This window comes from Salipaludibacillus sp. HK11, from assembly GCF_047795645.1.
In the GTDB taxonomy this organism is placed as follows: Bacteria; Bacillota; Bacilli; order Bacillales; family Salisediminibacteriaceae; genus Salipaludibacillus.
On the sequence record NZ_CP181045.1, the window covers coordinates 3,056,250 to 3,075,236 of the forward strand.

Consider the following 18,987-nt stretch of genomic DNA (forward strand, 5'->3'; position numbering starts at 1 on the left):
ATGTATAATATTAGCCCACCAGGATTTTTCCTAAAAAAGATCGTAAATTCGTAATAAAAGCTAGATTTTTCCTATTAGAAGTTAGATAGCATGCACGCAAGATATACCTATTTTTGAAAAATCTGTGCACGTGCAGACATTTCTGCACGTGCCTCTCTTACATATGAAGAAATTAATTGTTGTGGAAAGGCAGGATATTTTATGTTTATTTCAACTTTTGGAGCAGTTGAATCAGGTGTTCTCTACTCGTTAATGGCGCTCGGTGTTTACCTTTCGTTTCGTGTGCTAGACTTTCCTGACTTAACCGTTGATGGAAGTTTTGTCACAGGTGCTGGCGTTGCAGCTATCATGGTCGTATCTGGTTATCCGCCACTCGTTGCAACGATGGGAGCTATTCTTGCGGGCTTTGCTGCGGGATGTATGACGGGGCTTTTGCATACGAAAGGGAAAGTGAATCCATTACTCTCAGGAATCTTAATGATGATTGCGCTGTATTCGATTAACCTCCGAATTATGGGAAGGTCGAACGTCCCTCTTTTAAATGAAACGACCCTATTTACGGAAGTACGGTCGTTTTCCGAATCGATAGGTGTAGATAGTTTTATGAACGGACTTCTCTCATCGATGGGGATCAGCAACTTACCTCGAACATGGGGTATCCTCTTTATTGGATTTTTGATTGTCTTAGTTGTGAAATTTTTGACTGATTATTTTTTGAAAACGGAAGTTGGATTAGCGCTCCGGGCGACCGGTGATAACAAAAAAATGATCCGGAGTTTTTCAGCAAACACGGACTCGCTCTACATCTATGGTCTTGGATTGTCGAATGCGCTAGTTGCTTTTTCAGGCGCACTAGTCGCGCAACTTGGCGGATTTGCTGATGTTGGTATGGGGATTGGCATGATCGTCATTGGTCTTGCTTCAGTTATTATCGGAGAAGCCCTTTTTGGAACAAAAACGATTGCCAGGGTCACACTTGCTGTCATTGGCGGCGCGATTGTTTACCGAATCGTTGTGACATTAGCCCTTCGCGTAGATTTTTTAGATACGAGCGATATGAAATTAATTACTGCAATCATAGTTATTGCTGCACTCGTCACACCAAAGATTATTGATGCACAAAAAGAAAAGCGCAGACGATTTAGAAAACGGGCAGCGCTGTCGAAGTTACAAGCCGCTAGTAATGGAGGAGGCGATCACAATGCTAGACCTTAACAATATTAACCTCACTTTTAATGAAGGCACGCCCGATGAAAAAAATGCATTGGAAAACATCAACCTTTCCTTAGAACCTGGTGAATTTTTGACGATTATTGGTAGTAATGGTGCTGGGAAATCAACGATGATGAATGTTGTATCCGGTAGTTTACTTCCGGACGTTGGCGATGTCATTATTGACGATAAAAATGTGACCTATCAGCCTGAATATAAGCGGTCACAAATGCTCGGGCGAGTGTTTCAAGATCCGATGGCAGGCACTGCCCCATCGATGACGATTGAAGAAAACTTGGCAATCGCTTATGCACGCAACAAGAAACGGACGATAAAAATCGGTGTGACTAAAAAACGAAAAGACGTGTTTCGCGAGTTTTTAGAGACGTTAAACCTTAATCTCGAAGACCGTCTCTCAGCAAAAGTAGGCCTGTTGTCAGGTGGAGAACGTCAAGCCCTTTCGTTATTGATGGCGACATTTACACAACCAAAATTATTGTTACTTGATGAGCATACAGCGGCACTAGATCCTGCCAGAGCGGAATTGATCACAAATCTAACTGCTGATATTGTCAAGAAATTCAACCTTACGACACTGATGGTCACGCACAACATGCAGCAAGCTCTCGATCTTGGCAACCGCCTAATTATGATGGATAAAGGGCAAGTCATTTTAGACGTCACAGGCGAAGAAAAGCAAGATTTAACGATCGAAAAACTGTTACAAGAATTTCAACGGATCCGCGGCGAAAAGATGGCCAACGACAAAGCCGTTTTAGGATAATGCGGTCGGAAGCATGGGGACGGTTCTCTTGCTTCCTCACCGTCTCCGTCGTCGTCGTTGACAAATAGAACAAACCCAGCAGGCTTTTAACTAGTTGCTGGGTTTTATTTTTCGAGAATATGCTCGTTTTTACATAGTATTTCACAAACTTTATATTTTCCTAATTTCGACAAAAGCTAACAACCTTCCCTACCCTATTGCTAGTGTGTTTGGAAGCAGGAGAACCGTCCCTGCGCTTCTTTTTTCGACGATTTTCGACAATGACAGATGTGTATTTTTACTGTTAGAATTGAATGATAGCGTTTTAATTAATATTCAAGATAAATATTAAGCTTTGAGAAGGAGTTTTTTTACAATGGAAATCGCAGACATTCAATCTTTGGCAACAAGAATTAAACAGAATGTACAAACGGTCATTATTGGAAAAGAAGAAGTGATTGACCAATTAGTGATTGCTTTGCTTTCTTCAAGTCACGTACTATTGGATGATGTTCCAGGTATGGGGAAGACGTTACTCGCTAACTCGCTTTCCCAGTCTATTTCAGGAAAATTTAAGCGGTTACAATTCACACCGGACCTGTTGCCTTCTGACGTAACTGGGATCCACTTTTTTAATCAAAAAAATGGGGAATTTGAGTTTCGCGAAGGTCCGATTTTTACAAATATTCTCCTAGCAGATGAAATTAATCGAGCGACACCGCGTACACAGTCGAGTTTGCTCGAAGCGATGGAAGAGAAACAAGTGAGCATTGATGGTGAAACACATACATTAGGTAAACCGTTTATGGTTATTGCCACGCAGAACCCTGTCGAAAGTCAAGGAACTTTCCCATTGCCAGAAGCGCAACTTGACCGTTTTTTAATGAAGATTGAAATGGGTTACCCGTCGAAAGAAGAAGGGATTTCCATTCTAAAAAGATTTAAACAAGGGAGTCCAATTGGAAAGATCGAACCTGTAGCTAGCCAAGATGAAGTTGTTGCTGCGCAAAAGCTATACTCTAATGTGCATGTGTCAGACGATTTGTTGGATTATATCATTCAAATTGTTGAAGCAACACGAAATCATGACGAAATTGAATTGGGAGTTAGTCCCCGTGGAAGTCAGGCCCTGCTTAAAGCGGTACAAGTCTATGCCATTCTACAAGGACGAAGTTATGTTCTCCCCGATGATATTAAAGCAATGGCCAAGCCGGTCTTAGCCCACCGTCTCGTCATTGATGAAATGACAAAATTAAAGGTTGGTTATGAACATGAACTCCTCGATAGCATTATTGAGAAAATTGCAGTTCCTTCCGAGGAAGAATTATTGAAAGGTGTCGAATAATCGATGTCCCTGAATATTTTCATTTTCACAATCGTTACCCTCGTGTTTCTGCAAGGAGTTATCTTCTCTAGGTTGGTGCTTAAGAACATTCGTTACCGGCGTTATTTTAGCAAACCCGCTGTCTTTGCAGGCGATAAAGTTGAGATGAAAGAAATTATTGAAAACGATAAAATCCTTCCAGTACCATGGGTTCGATTAGCTTCAAGGATGGCTCCTAGCTTAATTTTTGAAAAACAAAAAAATCTTGGCGTCGAAAGTGAACAATTCCTAAGCAGTTTATTTAGCTTAACGCCTTACCAAAAGATTATTCGTACACATGAAGTAACTTGTTTGCGGCGCGGATACTTTTATTTCAAAGAAGCGCAGTTAACAAGTGGGGATTTAATTGGCCTCGTGAAAAAATATCGACACGTGGAAGCTGTTAGTTCGCTGCTTGTTTATCCAGAAATTCGTCCAATAAAGGATCTTCCAATTCCTTCTCACCAATTGCAAGGTGACTATTTCGTGAGACGTTGGATTGCTGAGGATCCGTTTATTAATGCGGGAGTGCGCGAGTATCAGCCAGGTGATTCGCTTCGCTCCGTCAATTGGAAAGCATCGGCGCGAGCACAAACGATGCAAGTAAATAAAAAGGATTTCACGGCAGATTATCGCTTAATGATCTATGTCAATTTTGACCAAAACGAAGATATTCGCCTGTCGATTTCAGACGAAGCACTTGTCGAAAAAGCGATTTCTTATGCAGCATCTATTGCTTATTATACGACGTCGAAAGGAATTCCAACTGGTTTTGGTTGCAATGGGTATTTATATGTTCCGGGAGAAAAGATACGTGGTCTGAAAGATTCCGTTCGGCTCGAACCGCGAACTGGCAAGTCACATTTATATTCAATTTTAAAAACGATGGCGAAGCTAAAAATCGACAGAAGTATGCCTTTTCATAAATTTTTAAAAGAAGATGTCAATCAAAATCGACGGAAAACCGATTATCTATTTATTAGTGCGTTTTCTAGTGCGAATATTGAAAAAAACATTCGTCTCCTGCAACGAAAAGGGAATACTGTCGACTATCTTTGGTTAACTAACGATGCCAAATCAGTACACGAAAGCAAAGAAGCAACGCAGGAAGGAGGTCATTCTAATGGAGCGTAAACCATTTCTGACTCTTCTATACAAATGGTTTTTGGGAATGCTAGAAGCGCTTGTTGCGCTACCAATTGTTGTCTTCTTATGGACCCAGCTCATCGGAGAAGGAGATTTTTATACTTGGTTAAGTGTAATTCTTTTTACGTTTATCGTTGGTCTTTTACTGTATGAATGGAAACCGAATAAAAATAGATGGTTTTATTATATTTTAGCTGTTTTCGTTAGTATTGGTGTGGCATTTGTTTTGACAAGTAGCATGATTCCTCTTGTTTTCACGGGAATCCTTGTCTTGATCATGCTTGTACGGGGGGTTCGGTATGGGAAAGAGCCTGTTGGTGACCCGTTTAATGAGTTTTATTTATTAGGTGGGATTATCGGCTATTTTTTCGCTTTCTTTTTCTATCGAGAAATGGAAAATCTCATCCCTTTCCAAACATTAATCACATGGTCCGGCGTTGCAATCATTTTGTTCACTCTTTTTTATGCAAACCAAGAATATTTACGAGGGGCCACCCTTTCAAAAACAAGAAAGCCTTATATTGAAAAGATTGTACGCGTACGAAATCAATTAGCAGTGGCTATCATCATTGGGCTTGCTTTTTTAATTACGAGCGCCCAGTACGTGGAAGCATTCTTTTCGAGAGTTTTTGCTTTTATCGGCTCATTAATTAGTGTCTCATCTTCTGATGAACCACCGCCTGCTTCTCCAGATATGGACATGGCGCCTCCAGATTTAGGTCCACTTACTGATGAACCTAGTGAACCTTCTCGTTTTCTCCAAATCTTTGAAACGATTTTGATGTATACGGTCGGAGTCATTGCCGGTGTCGGAGTCATTGTATTAATTCTGCTTGTTTTTAAGATTTTCCGGAAACAAATTAGTCGTTTATGGGGATGGCTCGCAGGAACAATCACTAAGTTCGGCGGAGAAAGTGAGAAGGAAGAAGAACCTCCTTACGTGGATGAAAAGATCAGCCTGCGCGACTGGGCTGATTGGAGGAAGAAAAACAAGGACAAAGTAAAAGATTGGGTAAGTGCACCTTTCACAAAAGCACCTACTATGGACGATTACACGACGCGAAATGAAAAAATTCGTTTCTTATACCGTCATTCATTGCGTACGGAAATTAAAAACGGGTACGAATTCCGCAAAAATGCTACTCCTTCTGAAACGCTACGAGAATTAGTAGCAGAAGATCGCAACCTAACCGATCTATCTGAAACAGAGTTAGCGGATGTTTACGCTAAAGTCCGCTATGGAGATCACACGGGCGACATAACCGAAGGAGAATTTAACCGAGTTTTCCGCCAGTAGCAGGAAGCGCAGGGACGGTTCTCTTGCTTCCTTGTCACTGATAAAGTAAACGTTGAAGAACATTTCAGTTTGCAAAAGAAGACCTCTCGACTGATGAGAGGTCTTCTTTGTTTTGTGACAACTTTTCTTGACTTCTAGTACTGAACTTACTCCTTGGTAGAAGCGATCCCGCGAAAATGGCATCCCGACCTGATTTAATAGCAGTACCGACTATCTAGTCCCTACTGGCACCCAACTAGTCGATCCGGATCCACCATCATTCCGACTAGAAGGATCATAGTCAAAAACGTCGCCAACAACATATAATCCTATATCATCAATCTCATCCACTTCACAAGTAGGAACTGTTTCATACGCAGGCGGAGTGCTTCCCCCTGAATAAGACAGATAAAGATCACCCTCTACGCATAAATGAGAATTCCTCTGTCCTGAAACATAATCCATTTCTACATCAATAAGGTATGCATTCTTTTTGACTAGTATTCTCGAACTTTGATTTAGGTCAATTTGCGAACCCTCTGCAAAAAAACTTCCCTCAACGACAAGCTCTCCGCTATTAGGGAATCTAGTACCGCTTTCTAGCGCAATGTTACCAGTTGCTGTAACTTGACGATTAGCACCGATACGTAACCTGTCCAAGAAACGCACATTTCCATCGATTATCGCGTCCTCGTTATAGTTTATCACTCCATTACTGCCATCCCTTTGCTCGAATTTATTGTCATCAAACCGGTCATCCCAGTTTACATCGTCGTTCCCAGATCCACCATTCCCAGACCCTCCCACCGAATCAGCTCTTATCGTGAAAGTTTCTTGCTCTTGTCCGGTTTGTTTATCCAATCTTGGATATGAAGCAACCACCTCATAATCAATATTAATTTCGTCATTATTCTCGCCCTCATGTACTTTAAATTCGACAACTTCTACTTCGCCACTGTAGTCTTCTTCATATATAATATTCTCGATAGTGAAACCGTTTAGCTCATTTTTTAAAAAAATAATAATATCACTTCGCACCGGATTATCAATGCTCTCATCATTTAGATATTCAGCAATCCCATCGATTTTTGCCAGAATTGTATTGCGCGCATACAGCTTTCCCATTTCCGTCATATGCTCAATTTGCCTGCTCTCTTCCGTTTGCTCCGCTTGGTTCGCACTACTGAGAACACTTGCGAAGATAGGTGGGACGAGCAAACCATTGGGCGTTTCGTAAAGATGGAACATGATTGGCTGGAATTGTGAACGTCGGGACGTCAGGGACCTCGTCCTGAGAGATAAATTTCGATGTTATATTCTCATTCATATTCACTGGATGAGTTAATTCACCTGTATAATAGACCCGCGCATTTTCTCTTAAAGTTGGTGTATATGCTATATCTACATCACCGTCTACATATACAGCCCCATGTATTGTGGCGTTAACTAAATCTAGATTTCCACCTATAATCAGATCTTCCCAAAATTCACCATTCGATAAGTTCGCATTACCCGTTATATACATGTCACCATGATGGGTGCCTTGACTAATATTAGCATTACCGTTGATATAAACATTCCCATATACTTGCGTTCCGCCAGCATGAAACTCATAATTACCATTGACGTAAATTTTTTCAGGAGTATTCTGAGAACCAAGCCTACCTATAGAACTGTTGAAGTTGAGCGGTCCATCAATATATATATTAGATACATTAATATTAGAGCCACCTTGCAATTCATTAGAATTAAGAGCACCATTGATTCGTATCGATGCTCCTTCTCCATTAATCGAACTTCCAGAAAAAATTAACGCGGCACCGTCGATAAATAGCTGTTGATCAATAATAAATTCGAGATATCCTCCCTCACTTGGGTCTGGGTCTGGGTCTGGGTCTGGGTCTGGGTCTGGGTCTGGGTCTGGGTCTGGGTCTGGGTCTGGGTCTGGGTCTGGGTCTGGGTCTGGGTCTGGGTCTGGGTCTGGGTCTGGGTCTGGGTCTGGGTCTGGGTCTGGGTCTGGGTCTGGGTCTGGGTCTGGGTCTGGGTCTGGGTCTGGGTCTGGGTCTGGGTCTGGGTCTGGGTCTGGGTCTGGGTCTGGGTCTGGGTCTGAACCCACAGGTAGATCCTCTGCTGTAAAAGCGGTAAGTCTATCAACCACCGTATTAACCTCATATTCTCTATCCGCTTCATCAATCAGCGTCATGGACACATACAGAGGTTTTTCATGATCTACCGACAGACTGTTGTTATCACAAGATGCTCCTTCTCCCGCAAGCAGACTTGCATCATCATTTTTTAAAATGACATGGTCACCGTTGTCCTCTTCCATTCCCTTTAGTCGAACATCATCCTCGTTTAACTTTATTCGCCCTTCAACTTCGCTTAATGAATTTTCATCCTCTCCCATAAACAAAGAGCCATCCTCATAACAAACCACATAGTCTTTCTCTCTATGAATCTGCTGCAACTGACTGACTAATATATTTCCCTCTTGCCTTACATTTATATGAGATTGAGATAGCTGGCTTTGGTTAAATGTCGATAATAAGATTGCAATCAATACGCCAAAAACTACAGTAGAAATGGAGATGGAAACAAGCAACTCTATTAATGTCATACCAGATTGATTTTTGATCATTCGGATACTTCGCATGCCCTTCCCCTCCATTTCATTGAATTACATTCATTATAACATCTATAAGCTCATAGGACGCTATCCTTACTTTCCGCTCAATTCAGAACACTCCAGCACTTAACTAGTAGTTTCTTGGTTGTTTAGAACCCCTCCCCTAACTGCCGCCATGTTTCAATTCAGAAAGGTATACTTCCGTATACTTACGCACCTAGAGTGTTTTTAATACAATGTAAAGAAGCTATTAGACAACTGAGGAGGATTATAATGAAGTGGTTCATGCCTTTATTTATTGTATGTGGTGCTTTGATAGTAACAGGGTGCGGAAGTTTTACAATTTCGGGTGACGATGACGAGGAAGTAGAAATCAATCTTTTTGGACTGTTTAGTGGTGATACGGAAGATGTCGTGACAGTCACAGACGAAGATGGGTCAAAACAAACCATAGGTTTTGAAACAGACGAAGACGGTTCGATTGAAATTTCTGGTACAGGCGATGATGGTGAAGAATCATTTTCTTTTGGCGCCGGTGCATCATCAGAATTACACGAAGAATTCCCAAGCGATATTCCATTTCCAGATAGCAGTCAAATCATCGGATCACAACGAGTTTCTGATGACAATGAAGTAATGTACACCGTTCAGTTTATATATGCAGAAGAGGCAACAAAAGTATATGAGATGTACAAAGATTATGCTCACAGTTACGGTTATGATGATGTTAGAGAATTTGAGTCTGATACGAACTATACTGTTCAAGGAACAATGGAAGATACCCGAGATGCTATTTCTCTTGCAATTACAAACTATGCAGAAGATGAGGAGAACGTCGTAATATTAACTGTCGCAAAAGCGCGATAATTGATGTTTCAAAGCTGAAAAAGTAATTTTATTTAAACCCATGAAGCCAATTTGGGCCTCATGGGTTATTTGGTGCTATTTGACAGGAAATTGATATAATTGTATATTCATATTGTTAACGTTTGCTATCATCATATTTTTACAAACATTTAGCCTAAGACAACATGACCCCGCTACTTACATTGCTATAAAAATTTTTTTGGAATCTTATCATTCTGCAATTATTCGGGAGCACCCTTGAATTCGATATTCTTTCCTTTCATTTAAGCTCAGACTACATAGGCATATACTGTTTGCACCAATTATCACAATAGTATATGTAGCTTTTTTCTCATCACTCTCATATTATTTAATACTGATTTATGACTTAGTTAGCTGTTCATGAAGCAAATAATTTATTTGCATTTATTTTCCTGTTTTAGTTCGCTTGTTGGCGTCTTTACGAGACGTCACGCAAATATGTATTTGCTGAATTCATTTCTTTGCTAATAAGGAAGCAAGAGAACCGTCTCTGCTTCCAAAAGTACAGAAGGGGGTTATTATGGGGGAAATTCAAACTGACTTCAATGAGTTACACACGTTTTCGGACTATTTAATTGGTAGGGAGAGTGAGCTAACTGGATTTCGGAATTTCTTAGCCATTGACCAATTAAGAGTAATGAACATCTATGGGCAAGCTGGTATAGGGAAGACCTACCTTCTCAACGTATTAGAACAACTTTCACTAAATGACGGAGATATTTTTATTCGAATGGATAGTTCTGACTTTAACCATACTCCCCATGACTTTATCGCACATGTTAACCTTTCGCTTGGATCCTATACACAACCTATGACAGAAACTAATCCGACCATCTTTGACTTAAAAATAAAGCTGGCTCAATTGCTTCAATCTTCCCGCGTGATTATAGCGATAGATACGTATGAAAACATGGCCGATTTAGATCGATGGATTAGACAGTTTTTTTTAATTCACACAGACCCTTCTATAAAAATAATTATTACTGGTCGCCACCGGTTAAGTGGTGAATGGGTAGAATCTCCTATATGGCGTGCTCAAGTGCAGCATAATCCACTTAATTTTTTCACAAAAAAAGAAATAACTTTGTTTCTTAATCAAAGAAATATTGAAGATGAAAGTATGATCAAAACGTTGCATGATTTTACCGAAGGCCATCCCCTTGCATTAGCTCTAGCTTGTTTGTCATTCCAAGAGCAGGAGGATTCAGCTGACTTTCGATCCACTGAAATTCAACATGTTTTACTAGAACTGACGAAGCGCTGGCTCTCCGAAGTAAGCAATGATGACATTCTTAATTTGATCGAAGCAGCTGCGATGTTTAAACAGTTTAATCAGCATTCTCTGTCGGTTGTGTTAGAACGTGAGATATCATATGAAAATTTCATAGAATTAACAAGCCTTTCTTTCGTTCAAAAGAATCAGAATAATTGGAATTTTCACGAACTTATTCAAGATTCAATTAAAGTTGATTTGTTGCAACGGTCTCCAGAAAAATTTGCGTACTTTAAAGGAAAAGTAGTTGGGTACTATCAAAAACGGCTGATTCAAACACGAAATCTTGATGATATTGCAATGTTTTTCTATCATATCGGTGACGATTTGATTCAATCTGTTTTCTTTCATTCTAAAACGATAGATAAGAATCGTTTTTATATAGAACTAGTTGATGACTATAACTTCCCTGATGTTATTTGCTTTTTTGAAAAAATAAAACATGATGTTGGTGTCAGCAAAACGGCATTTTATAACCGTGTATCAAACCAAACATTTCATTTTTTTGCATCGTCTGAACACAATTTAAAAGAATTAAAGCTGATTGGCCCTGATTATATTCAGCTTATGGGGCTCGATTCAACCAAGTTACTTCGTGATTATTCAGGTAACCTTCATGCGATATCTGTTGTTGTTCCTGTTCATAAAGGGACAATCGATCATTTAAGTAAACAACCTGTATCTCGAGCTTATTTTAACCAGTTAACTGATGGTGAATGGAAGAAATTACAATGTCCAAAGGAAGATGCAGGAGCATACTTCATTCGATTCTTAGACTTTGTCGATCCTAGCGATACAGATGCACGTATCGCCCTTATGTATGACTTGCTGCCGCTCCTCTTAACTGGAGCAAAAATTATTGTTTCCTCACCACTACCTTTTTTTCAAGAGTTGGTAAAGAGTTTCGGGTTTATAGAAATCCCAAGAGCACTCCACTATGATTATGGAGAAACAAGTCCATCGCCAACATATGAACTCGATTTATCTGGGGCTCGATTAATTGAATACATGAGCCATCTTTCTAAAGATCTTTCTCAGACGAACCAATACAAAATGATTTCTGACTACTTAAATCTTACAGTCCGTGAAGGTGAGATATTAAAATTAATTATCGAAGGCAACACGAATACTGAGATTGGAAAGCAATTGTACGTCGCTGAAATCACTGTAAAAAAACATATTTCAAGAATTTTTAAAAAAGCAGGTGTTAAAAATCGTGCGCAATTAGTGAAAAAAGTAATGGAGAATATTTAAACATTGGATGTTGGTTAGTGGATGAATAAAGGTGCTAAGATTTATTAGTATCGCTAGCGTCAATGGAGAATGCCATTATTCTTATGAAGAAGAACTCCTTTCACTTGAAAAGAGTTCTTCTTTCACTTTTGTTATTTACATTATTTTCAAGTTGTTGATTCTTCTGCTTTTGGCTCAGCTATCTTCAAAATTTTGTATTTTCCGATTATCGGTAAAGGCTTCTCTTTACCCTTCGAAGCATTTACGATGCCCATAATCATCAACACCATTAAACCGACCCATGCTACAAAATATAGGAGAGTGCCAAGTAATATTCCTAATAATGGTCCTAAAACTGGGATGTTTCCGAGTACAAACGTTGCTACGGTAGAAATAATAAAGAGTCCCGTAAAAGAAGCTATTGCAACAATAATTAGGACAAGTCCTTGGTTTGCATGATATTGGGCAAAGCGCGATTCTTTTGCTGCAAGTAATGGAATCAGAACAAGAATTCCTAAGTAAGCAAGTACCGCCATTAATTTATTATCTTCCACATCTTTCGCTCCGGATTTCAATGTAGCACTCATTTCTTCTGACATAATATAACCCCTTCCTTCAATTATCAAAATATTATAATAAGTTAACTTTAGCATAGGAAGGATATGATTATATAGTATACTTTCGTATACGTTATATATATAGAGGACGCGCAAAGAAGCGCGGGGACGGTTCTTCTGCTTCCTTTTTGAAGGTGGCGCGGATGGGATAGCTACCGTTAGTTTCTAGCAGCAATGTATTTGGTTATTGGAGGGTGGGGTTTTACTGTGCCCTTCATGTTTCGCCCCCCCTCTCCTGTATGGCATGCAAATTTGTCTTTGCTTCCCTTCATGCGCCGCACTACTCCTGTACTGCACGCTAACTTGCTTTTCCCTTCCCTTCGTGTGCCACACACGCCTCCTGTAGAGGACGCCAGAAGTGCGGGGACGGTTCTCCCGCTTCCTCCTTGACAATATACCTTGCAGGGTATATTGTGGACATGAGGAGTGAGGATAAGGATGGAATATTTAAATTATATTATTTTCGCGTTCGCATTATTTTTAGTGATAATGAAGTTTTTACCAACAAAAGGTGTTCAGCAAATTTCTACTTCAGAATTAAAGAATCAGCTGAAAGATAAAAGGAAACAGTTTATTGATGTCAGGACACCCGCTGAATTCAAAAGCAGTAACATTCGAGGTTTTGAAAATATTCCGCTACAACATCTGCCACAAAAAGCAGATCTTTTAAAAAAAGATTCAGAAGTCGTTGTTATTTGTCGAAGTGGCATGAGAAGCAGTAAAGCTTGTAAGGTATTGAAAAAACAAGGGTACAAGCACATTACAAATGTCAAAGGTGGCATGAACGCTTGGACATAAATAATAAAAATCGAAAGGGATGAACACAATGAAACAGATAGACGCAAATCAAGTGGAAGAACAATTAAAAGATAATCAGAAATTGACCATTATTGATGTCCGCGAACCAGTTGAGTTAACTACTGGAAAAATCCCAGGTGCAATTAATATTCCTTTAAACCTACTCGAGTTTCGCATGCATGAGTTAAATAGAGCAACAGACTATATTATCGTTTGTCGATCCGGCGCTAGAAGTGGTTTGGCTACGCAATTATTGCAAAGTCATGGCTTTGAAGTGACTAATATGACTGGTGGTATGATGGCATGGGAAGCCGCTGTTGAACAAGAAAGTACAATTCAACACACGAGCAACTAATTGGTTCGTTTTTCGCTCAAAAAAATAAAAACTATTTTTCACAAAAAAAGGAGAATGTCTCATGTTTCATTATACGGTGGAAACGAACAAGTCAATCGACGAAGCAATCAGTTCTTTAGAGGAAAGTTTATCTGCTGAGAAGTTTGGAGTTCTTTGGTCATTCAATGTAAAAGATAAACTGCAAGAAAAAGGATTAGATTTCCAACAAGATTATCGTATTTTAGAGGTTTGCAATCCACACGAAGCAGAAAGAGTGCTGTCACAAAACAACCTCGTCGGATATTTTCTCCCATGTAAAATTGTCGTCTATGATGATCACGGGACGACAAAAATCGGCATGCCTAAACCTTCCGAACTTATTAGCATGGTTGAAGATGAAGGTTTAAAGGAGCTCGCGGTCGATATTGAGAAACGATTAATCGGCTGTATCGATAAAAGCATTTAATTGATTAATGAAGAACCGTCCCCACGTTTCTATGGAAGCAGGGGGACGGTTCTTTTGCTTCCTGTTTCGACTTTTTACTCCCTTTTCTCCGATCTGTTGTCCGCTTTCTATTTTCTACTTGCTGATTTTTCTAAAAAAGATAGTACCAGTAAGCCACAGCGAGTAAATTCGATATAAAGATTGATTTTGTTCGTTATATAGTCAAAAACGCTTTCATATTAGGTTTTCATTCTGTTTGAATTCGTTATAAAATAATGTTGTGTTCTATTTAAAGAATTGAGTGTCTGTCAAATAAAATTCTAGCCATTCATACTATTTTTTAAAAAATCTAGCAGGAGGGAAAGTAGATATGCCCTATTATAATTTGAAGCGTATTTGGACACCTTTGGAAATATTTGGGATTCAACTTTTAAAGGATCGGCACAGTAAGCAATACTTTAGAAAAAGTTCAAAGGGTCCAGTAAAAAAGTTATGCCCATCTCGCAAATAACTAATGTACGAATAATAAGCTAACGAACCACTGTAAATGGTTCGTTAGCTTATTAGACTTGCAGCAAAATATTTAGACTTTCATCCCAGATTATTTTCAAAGTAGCCGCGTACTTCTCACTTTTGTTCTACTGAATCGAAACTATTAATCTTATTAGAAAATCATTAACTCGTTTGTCAAGAGAATAAAAGGACTCTTACTTTTTAAAAAAAACAATTAATATCTCACAATATACGCAAGATATAATCGGTCCTATAACAAGACCTAATAACCCTAAAATGACAGAAATTGCCCCGTCAAACATAATTAATAGACCAGAAATAACAGAAAACACTACGCATACCTAAAACAAGATTTAAATACCCGTTGGGGTGATCATTTTGTTAAAATTAAAAAAGTCATTCATAACTATGCACCTCCTAAATAGTTATAGTAAATTATTGCACTAAATCATATTATAAAATATACCTAATAGACCTTATTTTCTAGAGAAATTCATTTAAATATAACTAAGTTTATAGAGATATTTAGACGAAGTATTTTTTTCCTACTCGCAGGGCATGAAAGACAGCATAAATTCAATTTTCTACACTTAATTAGATGAGATCACCCCGCCCTTGATGATGAGCATCAGGATGATCGTTTAAAGCTACCGACTATGCGGATTTTCGCCGCCTAGCTGCTGCGAATACAGATCGACGATGGACGGAGGAAGCAGGAGAACCGTCCCTCTGCTTCCTCGTTTACCGACATGTGCATTCGTGGTATTATCACATTAATGATGATACTAACTAAGTGAGGTACTAATATGAAGAAAACGATTCGTGTATTAACCAGTGACGACTTTCCGCTTTACGAGGCGATGGATACTAGTTTAGAAGATGATTATATTAAGGTGATTTTTAACTACCTGACAACCGATAATAACCAGTTGTACGGTTTATTTATTGATAACCAGTTGGCAGCAGTTGCTGGATTTACTATCGTTGCAGAACGTTATGCGATGCTTGGGAGATTAAGAACCGCTCGTAGTTTTAGAGGGAAATCGTATGCAAGTGAAATAATGGCGTATGTCAGAGACGAAGCATTTCAAGTAAGCGGCGTTGAATGGGTCGGTGCAAATACCGAGGAACACAACAAACCGACACGACACATTCTCGAAAAAATAGGGTTAACTCCGTACATCACGCTACATACAGCGACAACACAAGACTTGTCCTCATTAGACTTTGGAGCGAATTTATGGCAACCAGTACATTCGCTTGAACGAAAGAAAGAATGGCTTCAGAAAGCTTTTTTAAATGATTCGAAGGTTTTCCCATATGAATGTTACTATCCTTTCCCCGCTTCGGAACCGTTGTTTCCAGAAGAACATCTAAGGAAATGGTCTTTCTTTGAAAACGACGAAAAAACACGTTTCGTGATTACAAAACATGATAGTAAAGGAACTGATTATTTGCATACCGTCTACCCATGGAATGACATCTCCTCGCAAGAAGGGTTGTGGGAAACGATCTCCCATTCCTACCGCCAATTAACCGAGGAAATGGGCGAAGAAACGCGGATTTGGATTGACTTAACGAACGACGCACTGCAAACTCTTCCAGCAGATCACCCATTCTCCCTCCTATCTCAATGGATCCTACATGGCGAAGATAAGAAGTAAAGTCGAAAGGTGAGAGCATATTTGGAAGTGAGATGACGTTTTGAGATAGGCTGAAAAAGTCTTTGTTTTTCAGTCTTAAGTATTTATTTTTTACCAGATGATATTATTGTAACAACTCTCGGGTAGACTAGTTTAAACTTTTTTTGCCTCCTTAATTATGAAGCGAAAGAACCGTCCAGAACCAGTGGAAATCGATATTAAGATTTGATTTATAATTATTTAGTAATCTGATAGAGTGATGGATAAGCCCTGTGCAAACACGTATTCCGCGGAGAAGACATCAATACTCTTCAGGCTTTGCTTTGCAGGAGGATGACATGACTATTCTTCCCAATAAAAATAAGCACTGTTTTGCACATTAATTAAAGTAGATATTTTAAATAGAGAATACATAATTATAAGCTACAGTGAGACTTTTTAACCAGTAGAAAGAGCTGCCTAAATCGGCAGCTCTGAATGCTATTTAGTCTCGCCATCACTTGAAATGGGTTGACAAGACCCTCTTTTGATAAGTGTAGCATTTACCTTTTCCACAATCCCTCGTTGCTCTTCTTGCTCAATTGATTCAATTAGAAGTGTTGTTGCTCTTTTAGCTACATCGAAAAATGAGATTTCAATTGTTGTTAGGGGTGGATTTAAATATGATGAAAAAAATGAGTTATCAAATCCAATGATTGATATATCTTCTGGAATACGCAACCCTAATTCACTTACTGCTTTATATGCACCTATTACCATCGTATCATTACTTACAAAAATAGCCGTCGGCGGATTAGACCTTCTAAGAAAATATTTTATACCTTCGTATCCACTATTCTCTGTAAAGTCACCATAGTAAATATCATCCTTTGATATCTCTATTCCATGTTGCATTAGCGTTGTTTCGAAGCCTACTAGCCTTTCTTTTGCAGACAACTTATTTAAGTTCCCAGTAATAATACCAATAGAAGTATGTCCAAGTTCCAATAAATACGATACCGCTTTAACACTCCCCTCATAGTTATCCGGGTTAATATATATCGCATTGTGATTTCTGTTATAAACTTCACTCGTATCAATCATAGCAATCAAATGTTTTTGTTCAATGAGATTAAATATAAGCTCATTCTCTGCTTCTTGCGTTCCTACAAAAATAGCTCCATCAATTAGCTTTTGATGAAAAATGCTGTTAACTTTCTTTAAATCTTCTTTTGAATATGAAATAGAGACAAGGACATAATAATCCATTTTATTCGCTTGGTCACTTACTGCGTTAACAATTGGAGAAAAAAACGGATTATCATGTATTAAAGTATCATCCGTTGTTTTTAAATGGTGAGGTTCATCATTATCTTTTACATCTAATAAAATGATCGCTATCATTTTATTTTTTACCCCAGCTAACTTTCGTGCTGAAGCATTGGGAGCGTAATTGTTTTCTTCGATCGCTTTCCAAACTTTTTCTCTTGTGGCTTTTGGTATATCTGGATAATTATTAATAACTCTTGAAATTGTACTTCTAGACAAGCCCAGAAGTTTAGCTAAGTCCTCACTACGCATAAAAATTCCACCTAATCACTGATATTTGTCCTATTATATCAGAAAATAGCATTGGTTATGTATTCCAAAATTAGCTTTATCTATTTTCTTATAAAAGAGGCTGTCGTTAGGTCACATTAACCTTTTTGACAACCTCCACTCTTTGTTATTTAAATACTATTTTTGTTCCATTAGATTATTCATTTTTAAACCAAAATTCTCTTAAATTAGCTGACCCACTCGTAGAAACGATGAATATATCCTGAGTTCCCCTTGCAGTTACATCTAATGAAGGGGTGCCGCTCCACTGATAGTTTGACCAATCACCAGTTGCGCCATAGTTTACAGACCCAATTATATTCCCATTAGGACTACCTAATCTAATATCAAAACTACCGCTTTCTGGCGACGCATAATTAACAGCAAATGCATTATACCCTGTAGATAAATCAACATTATCAAATTTAATCCAATTACCAGAATAAAAATTTCCTACGCCACAATTCCAAGATGTTATCCCCATTCCACTCGTATAATCACAAGCTTGTAATTGGAAGTCAGGAGCAATCGCAGGGGATCTATCCCCATTATTTGGTGTATATCGAACCCACTCATAGGAGGCATTAGCGTCCTCACCTCCGTATGCCCCTGCCCAATCATCAATTCCGTACGTATTCCACATATTCATCATGATTTTACTCGGGTTACTCGGAATGTTATCTGTTGCTGAAGCTACCAACTCACCATTGACATACCACCTAATGTAGTCCTCTTGCCAATCAAACGCATACGTATTAAAACTATCTGCAGCATCAAACCCTAAATCGTAAAGTATTTCATTCCCACCTACACCGTTCGTGTAATAATTGAATTGAACCTTCGTTGTATCATTTCCGAGAAATTCAATATCAATTTCATCCCATGGTGCCCCATTATATGAAGGTCCTGTATATGTGAAGAAAGAAGAAATTACTCCCGACACATTTGCTGGTTTCATAGATACTTCGTACAAACCATATCCATAGAAATTACTCGTCGTATACTCTGCACAATCATAGTTATACGGAGTTGCGTATGAATAATTTGGACGCAGCGATAATTCCATTTCTCCACCATTAAAATTAACCCTGTTTTCACTCCAGTAACAACCGAAGAAATCATCGCCATTCTTCCAACCATCAGAAATCTGCCAGTTTCCCTCATCATGACTATCAAACGAATGGTAAACCTCTTCATCTGTCATGGGGTTGTTCGCATAAGTCAACGACGTTAAAGACGTCATTAGTAGAGTTAACACCACGATCCTAATAGTTATGTT

At 38.9% G+C, this 18,987-nt stretch carries 16 protein-coding genes and 1 pseudogene; 11 read left to right on the forward strand and 6 right to left on the reverse strand.

Annotated elements, in window-relative coordinates; genetic code table 11:
• The first annotated feature begins 201 nt into the window (after positions 1-201).
• From ACM26V_RS14615 to ACM26V_RS14635, 5 genes are all read left to right on the forward strand, one after another.
• Positions 202-1,215 (forward strand): ABC transporter permease, encoded by a 1,014-nt coding sequence (locus ACM26V_RS14615; RefSeq protein WP_416147457.1) that lies wholly within the window; start codon positions 202-204, stop codon positions 1,213-1,215.
• Positions 1,202-1,996 carry an ABC transporter ATP-binding protein gene (locus ACM26V_RS14620; protein WP_416147458.1) on the forward strand — a complete coding sequence of 265 codons (795 nt, stop codon included), beginning with the start codon at positions 1,202-1,204 and terminating at the stop codon, positions 1,994-1,996. Before ACM26V_RS14615 ends, ACM26V_RS14620 begins: the two co-directional genes overlap by 14 nt.
• A gap of 355 nt (positions 1,997-2,351) precedes the next feature.
• On the forward strand, positions 2,352-3,320 hold the full coding sequence (locus ACM26V_RS14625; RefSeq protein ID WP_416147459.1) for an AAA family ATPase: 969 nt from the start codon (positions 2,352-2,354) through the stop codon (positions 3,318-3,320).
• A gap of 75 nt (positions 3,321-3,395) precedes the next feature.
• Entirely contained in the window at positions 3,396-4,472 is a 1,077-nt protein-coding gene (locus tag ACM26V_RS14630) for a DUF58 domain-containing protein (RefSeq protein ID WP_416147460.1), read from the forward strand.
• A complete protein-coding gene (locus ACM26V_RS14635; protein ID WP_416147461.1) occupies positions 4,462-5,781 on the forward strand; it encodes a hypothetical protein in 1,320 nt (439 codons plus the stop codon). The genes ACM26V_RS14630 and ACM26V_RS14635 overlap by 11 nt, the downstream gene beginning before the upstream one ends.
• Positions 5,782-5,991: 210 nt before the next feature.
• Here the strand turns inward: ACM26V_RS14635 and ACM26V_RS14640 are convergent, their stop codons facing one another.
• Together ACM26V_RS14640 and ACM26V_RS14645 are read right to left on the reverse strand one after the other, a co-directional pair.
• Entirely contained in the window at positions 5,992-6,885 is an 894-nt protein-coding gene (locus ACM26V_RS14640; RefSeq protein WP_416147462.1) for a hypothetical protein, read from the reverse strand.
• Positions 6,886-6,940: 55 nt separating this feature from the next.
• Complete coding sequence (locus ACM26V_RS14645) at positions 6,941-8,413, reverse strand: type II secretion system protein (RefSeq protein WP_416147463.1); 1,473 nt, start codon at positions 8,411-8,413, stop codon at positions 6,941-6,943.
• 246 nt (positions 8,414-8,659) lie between these two features.
• On the opposite strand from ACM26V_RS14645, the gene ACM26V_RS14650 reads away from it, so the two are divergent.
• Both ACM26V_RS14650 and ACM26V_RS14655 read left to right on the forward strand, forming a co-directional pair.
• On the forward strand, positions 8,660-9,253 hold the full coding sequence (locus tag ACM26V_RS14650; RefSeq protein ID WP_416147464.1) for a hypothetical protein: 594 nt from the start codon (positions 8,660-8,662) through the stop codon (positions 9,251-9,253).
• Between the two features lie 541 nt (positions 9,254-9,794).
• Positions 9,795-11,801: a LuxR C-terminal-related transcriptional regulator gene (locus ACM26V_RS14655; protein ID WP_416147465.1), complete on the forward strand. Its 2,007-nt coding sequence runs from the start codon at positions 9,795-9,797 to the stop codon at positions 11,799-11,801.
• Between the two features lie 146 nt (positions 11,802-11,947).
• Here the strand turns inward: ACM26V_RS14655 and ACM26V_RS14660 are convergent, their stop codons facing one another.
• Positions 11,948-12,379 (reverse strand): hypothetical protein, encoded by a 432-nt coding sequence (locus tag ACM26V_RS14660; protein WP_416147466.1) that lies wholly within the window; start codon positions 12,377-12,379, stop codon positions 11,948-11,950.
• A 456-nt stretch (positions 12,380-12,835) separates the two neighbouring features.
• On the opposite strand from ACM26V_RS14660, the gene ACM26V_RS14665 reads away from it, so the two are divergent.
• The 4 genes from ACM26V_RS14665 to ACM26V_RS14680 all read left to right on the forward strand — a co-directional run bounded on the left by ACM26V_RS14665 (position 12,836) and on the right by ACM26V_RS14680 (position 16,151).
• Positions 12,836-13,195, forward strand: a complete 360-nt coding sequence (locus ACM26V_RS14665) for a rhodanese-like domain-containing protein (RefSeq protein ID WP_416147467.1) — start codon at positions 12,836-12,838, stop codon at positions 13,193-13,195.
• A gap of 28 nt (positions 13,196-13,223) precedes the next feature.
• Positions 13,224-13,550, forward strand: coding sequence for a rhodanese-like domain-containing protein (locus ACM26V_RS14670; protein ID WP_416147468.1), 327 nt, complete (start codon positions 13,224-13,226; stop codon positions 13,548-13,550).
• 61 nt (positions 13,551-13,611) lie between these two features.
• Complete coding sequence (locus ACM26V_RS14675; RefSeq protein ID WP_416147469.1) at positions 13,612-13,995, forward strand: DUF302 domain-containing protein; 384 nt, start codon at positions 13,612-13,614, stop codon at positions 13,993-13,995.
• A 1,298-nt stretch (positions 13,996-15,293) separates the two neighbouring features.
• Positions 15,294-16,151 (forward strand): GNAT family N-acetyltransferase, encoded by an 858-nt coding sequence (locus ACM26V_RS14680; protein ID WP_416147470.1) that lies wholly within the window; start codon positions 15,294-15,296, stop codon positions 16,149-16,151.
• Positions 16,152-16,610: 459 nt separating this feature from the next.
• Here the strand turns inward: ACM26V_RS14680 and ACM26V_RS14685 are convergent, their stop codons facing one another.
• From ACM26V_RS14685 to ACM26V_RS14695, 3 genes and pseudogenes are all read right to left on the reverse strand, one after another.
• On the reverse strand, positions 16,611-17,690 hold the full coding sequence (locus tag ACM26V_RS14685; protein WP_416147471.1) for a LacI family DNA-binding transcriptional regulator: 1,080 nt from the start codon (positions 17,688-17,690) through the stop codon (positions 16,611-16,613).
• A gap of 175 nt (positions 17,691-17,865) precedes the next feature.
• On the reverse strand, positions 17,866-18,192 hold the full coding sequence (locus ACM26V_RS14690) for a carbohydrate-binding protein (RefSeq protein WP_416151887.1): 327 nt from the start codon (positions 18,190-18,192) through the stop codon (positions 17,866-17,868).
• A gap of 66 nt (positions 18,193-18,258) precedes the next feature.
• A pseudogene (locus ACM26V_RS14695) lies at positions 18,259-18,951 on the reverse strand (family 16 glycosylhydrolase); the annotation flags it as partial.
• Positions 18,952-18,987 lie beyond the last annotated feature (36 nt).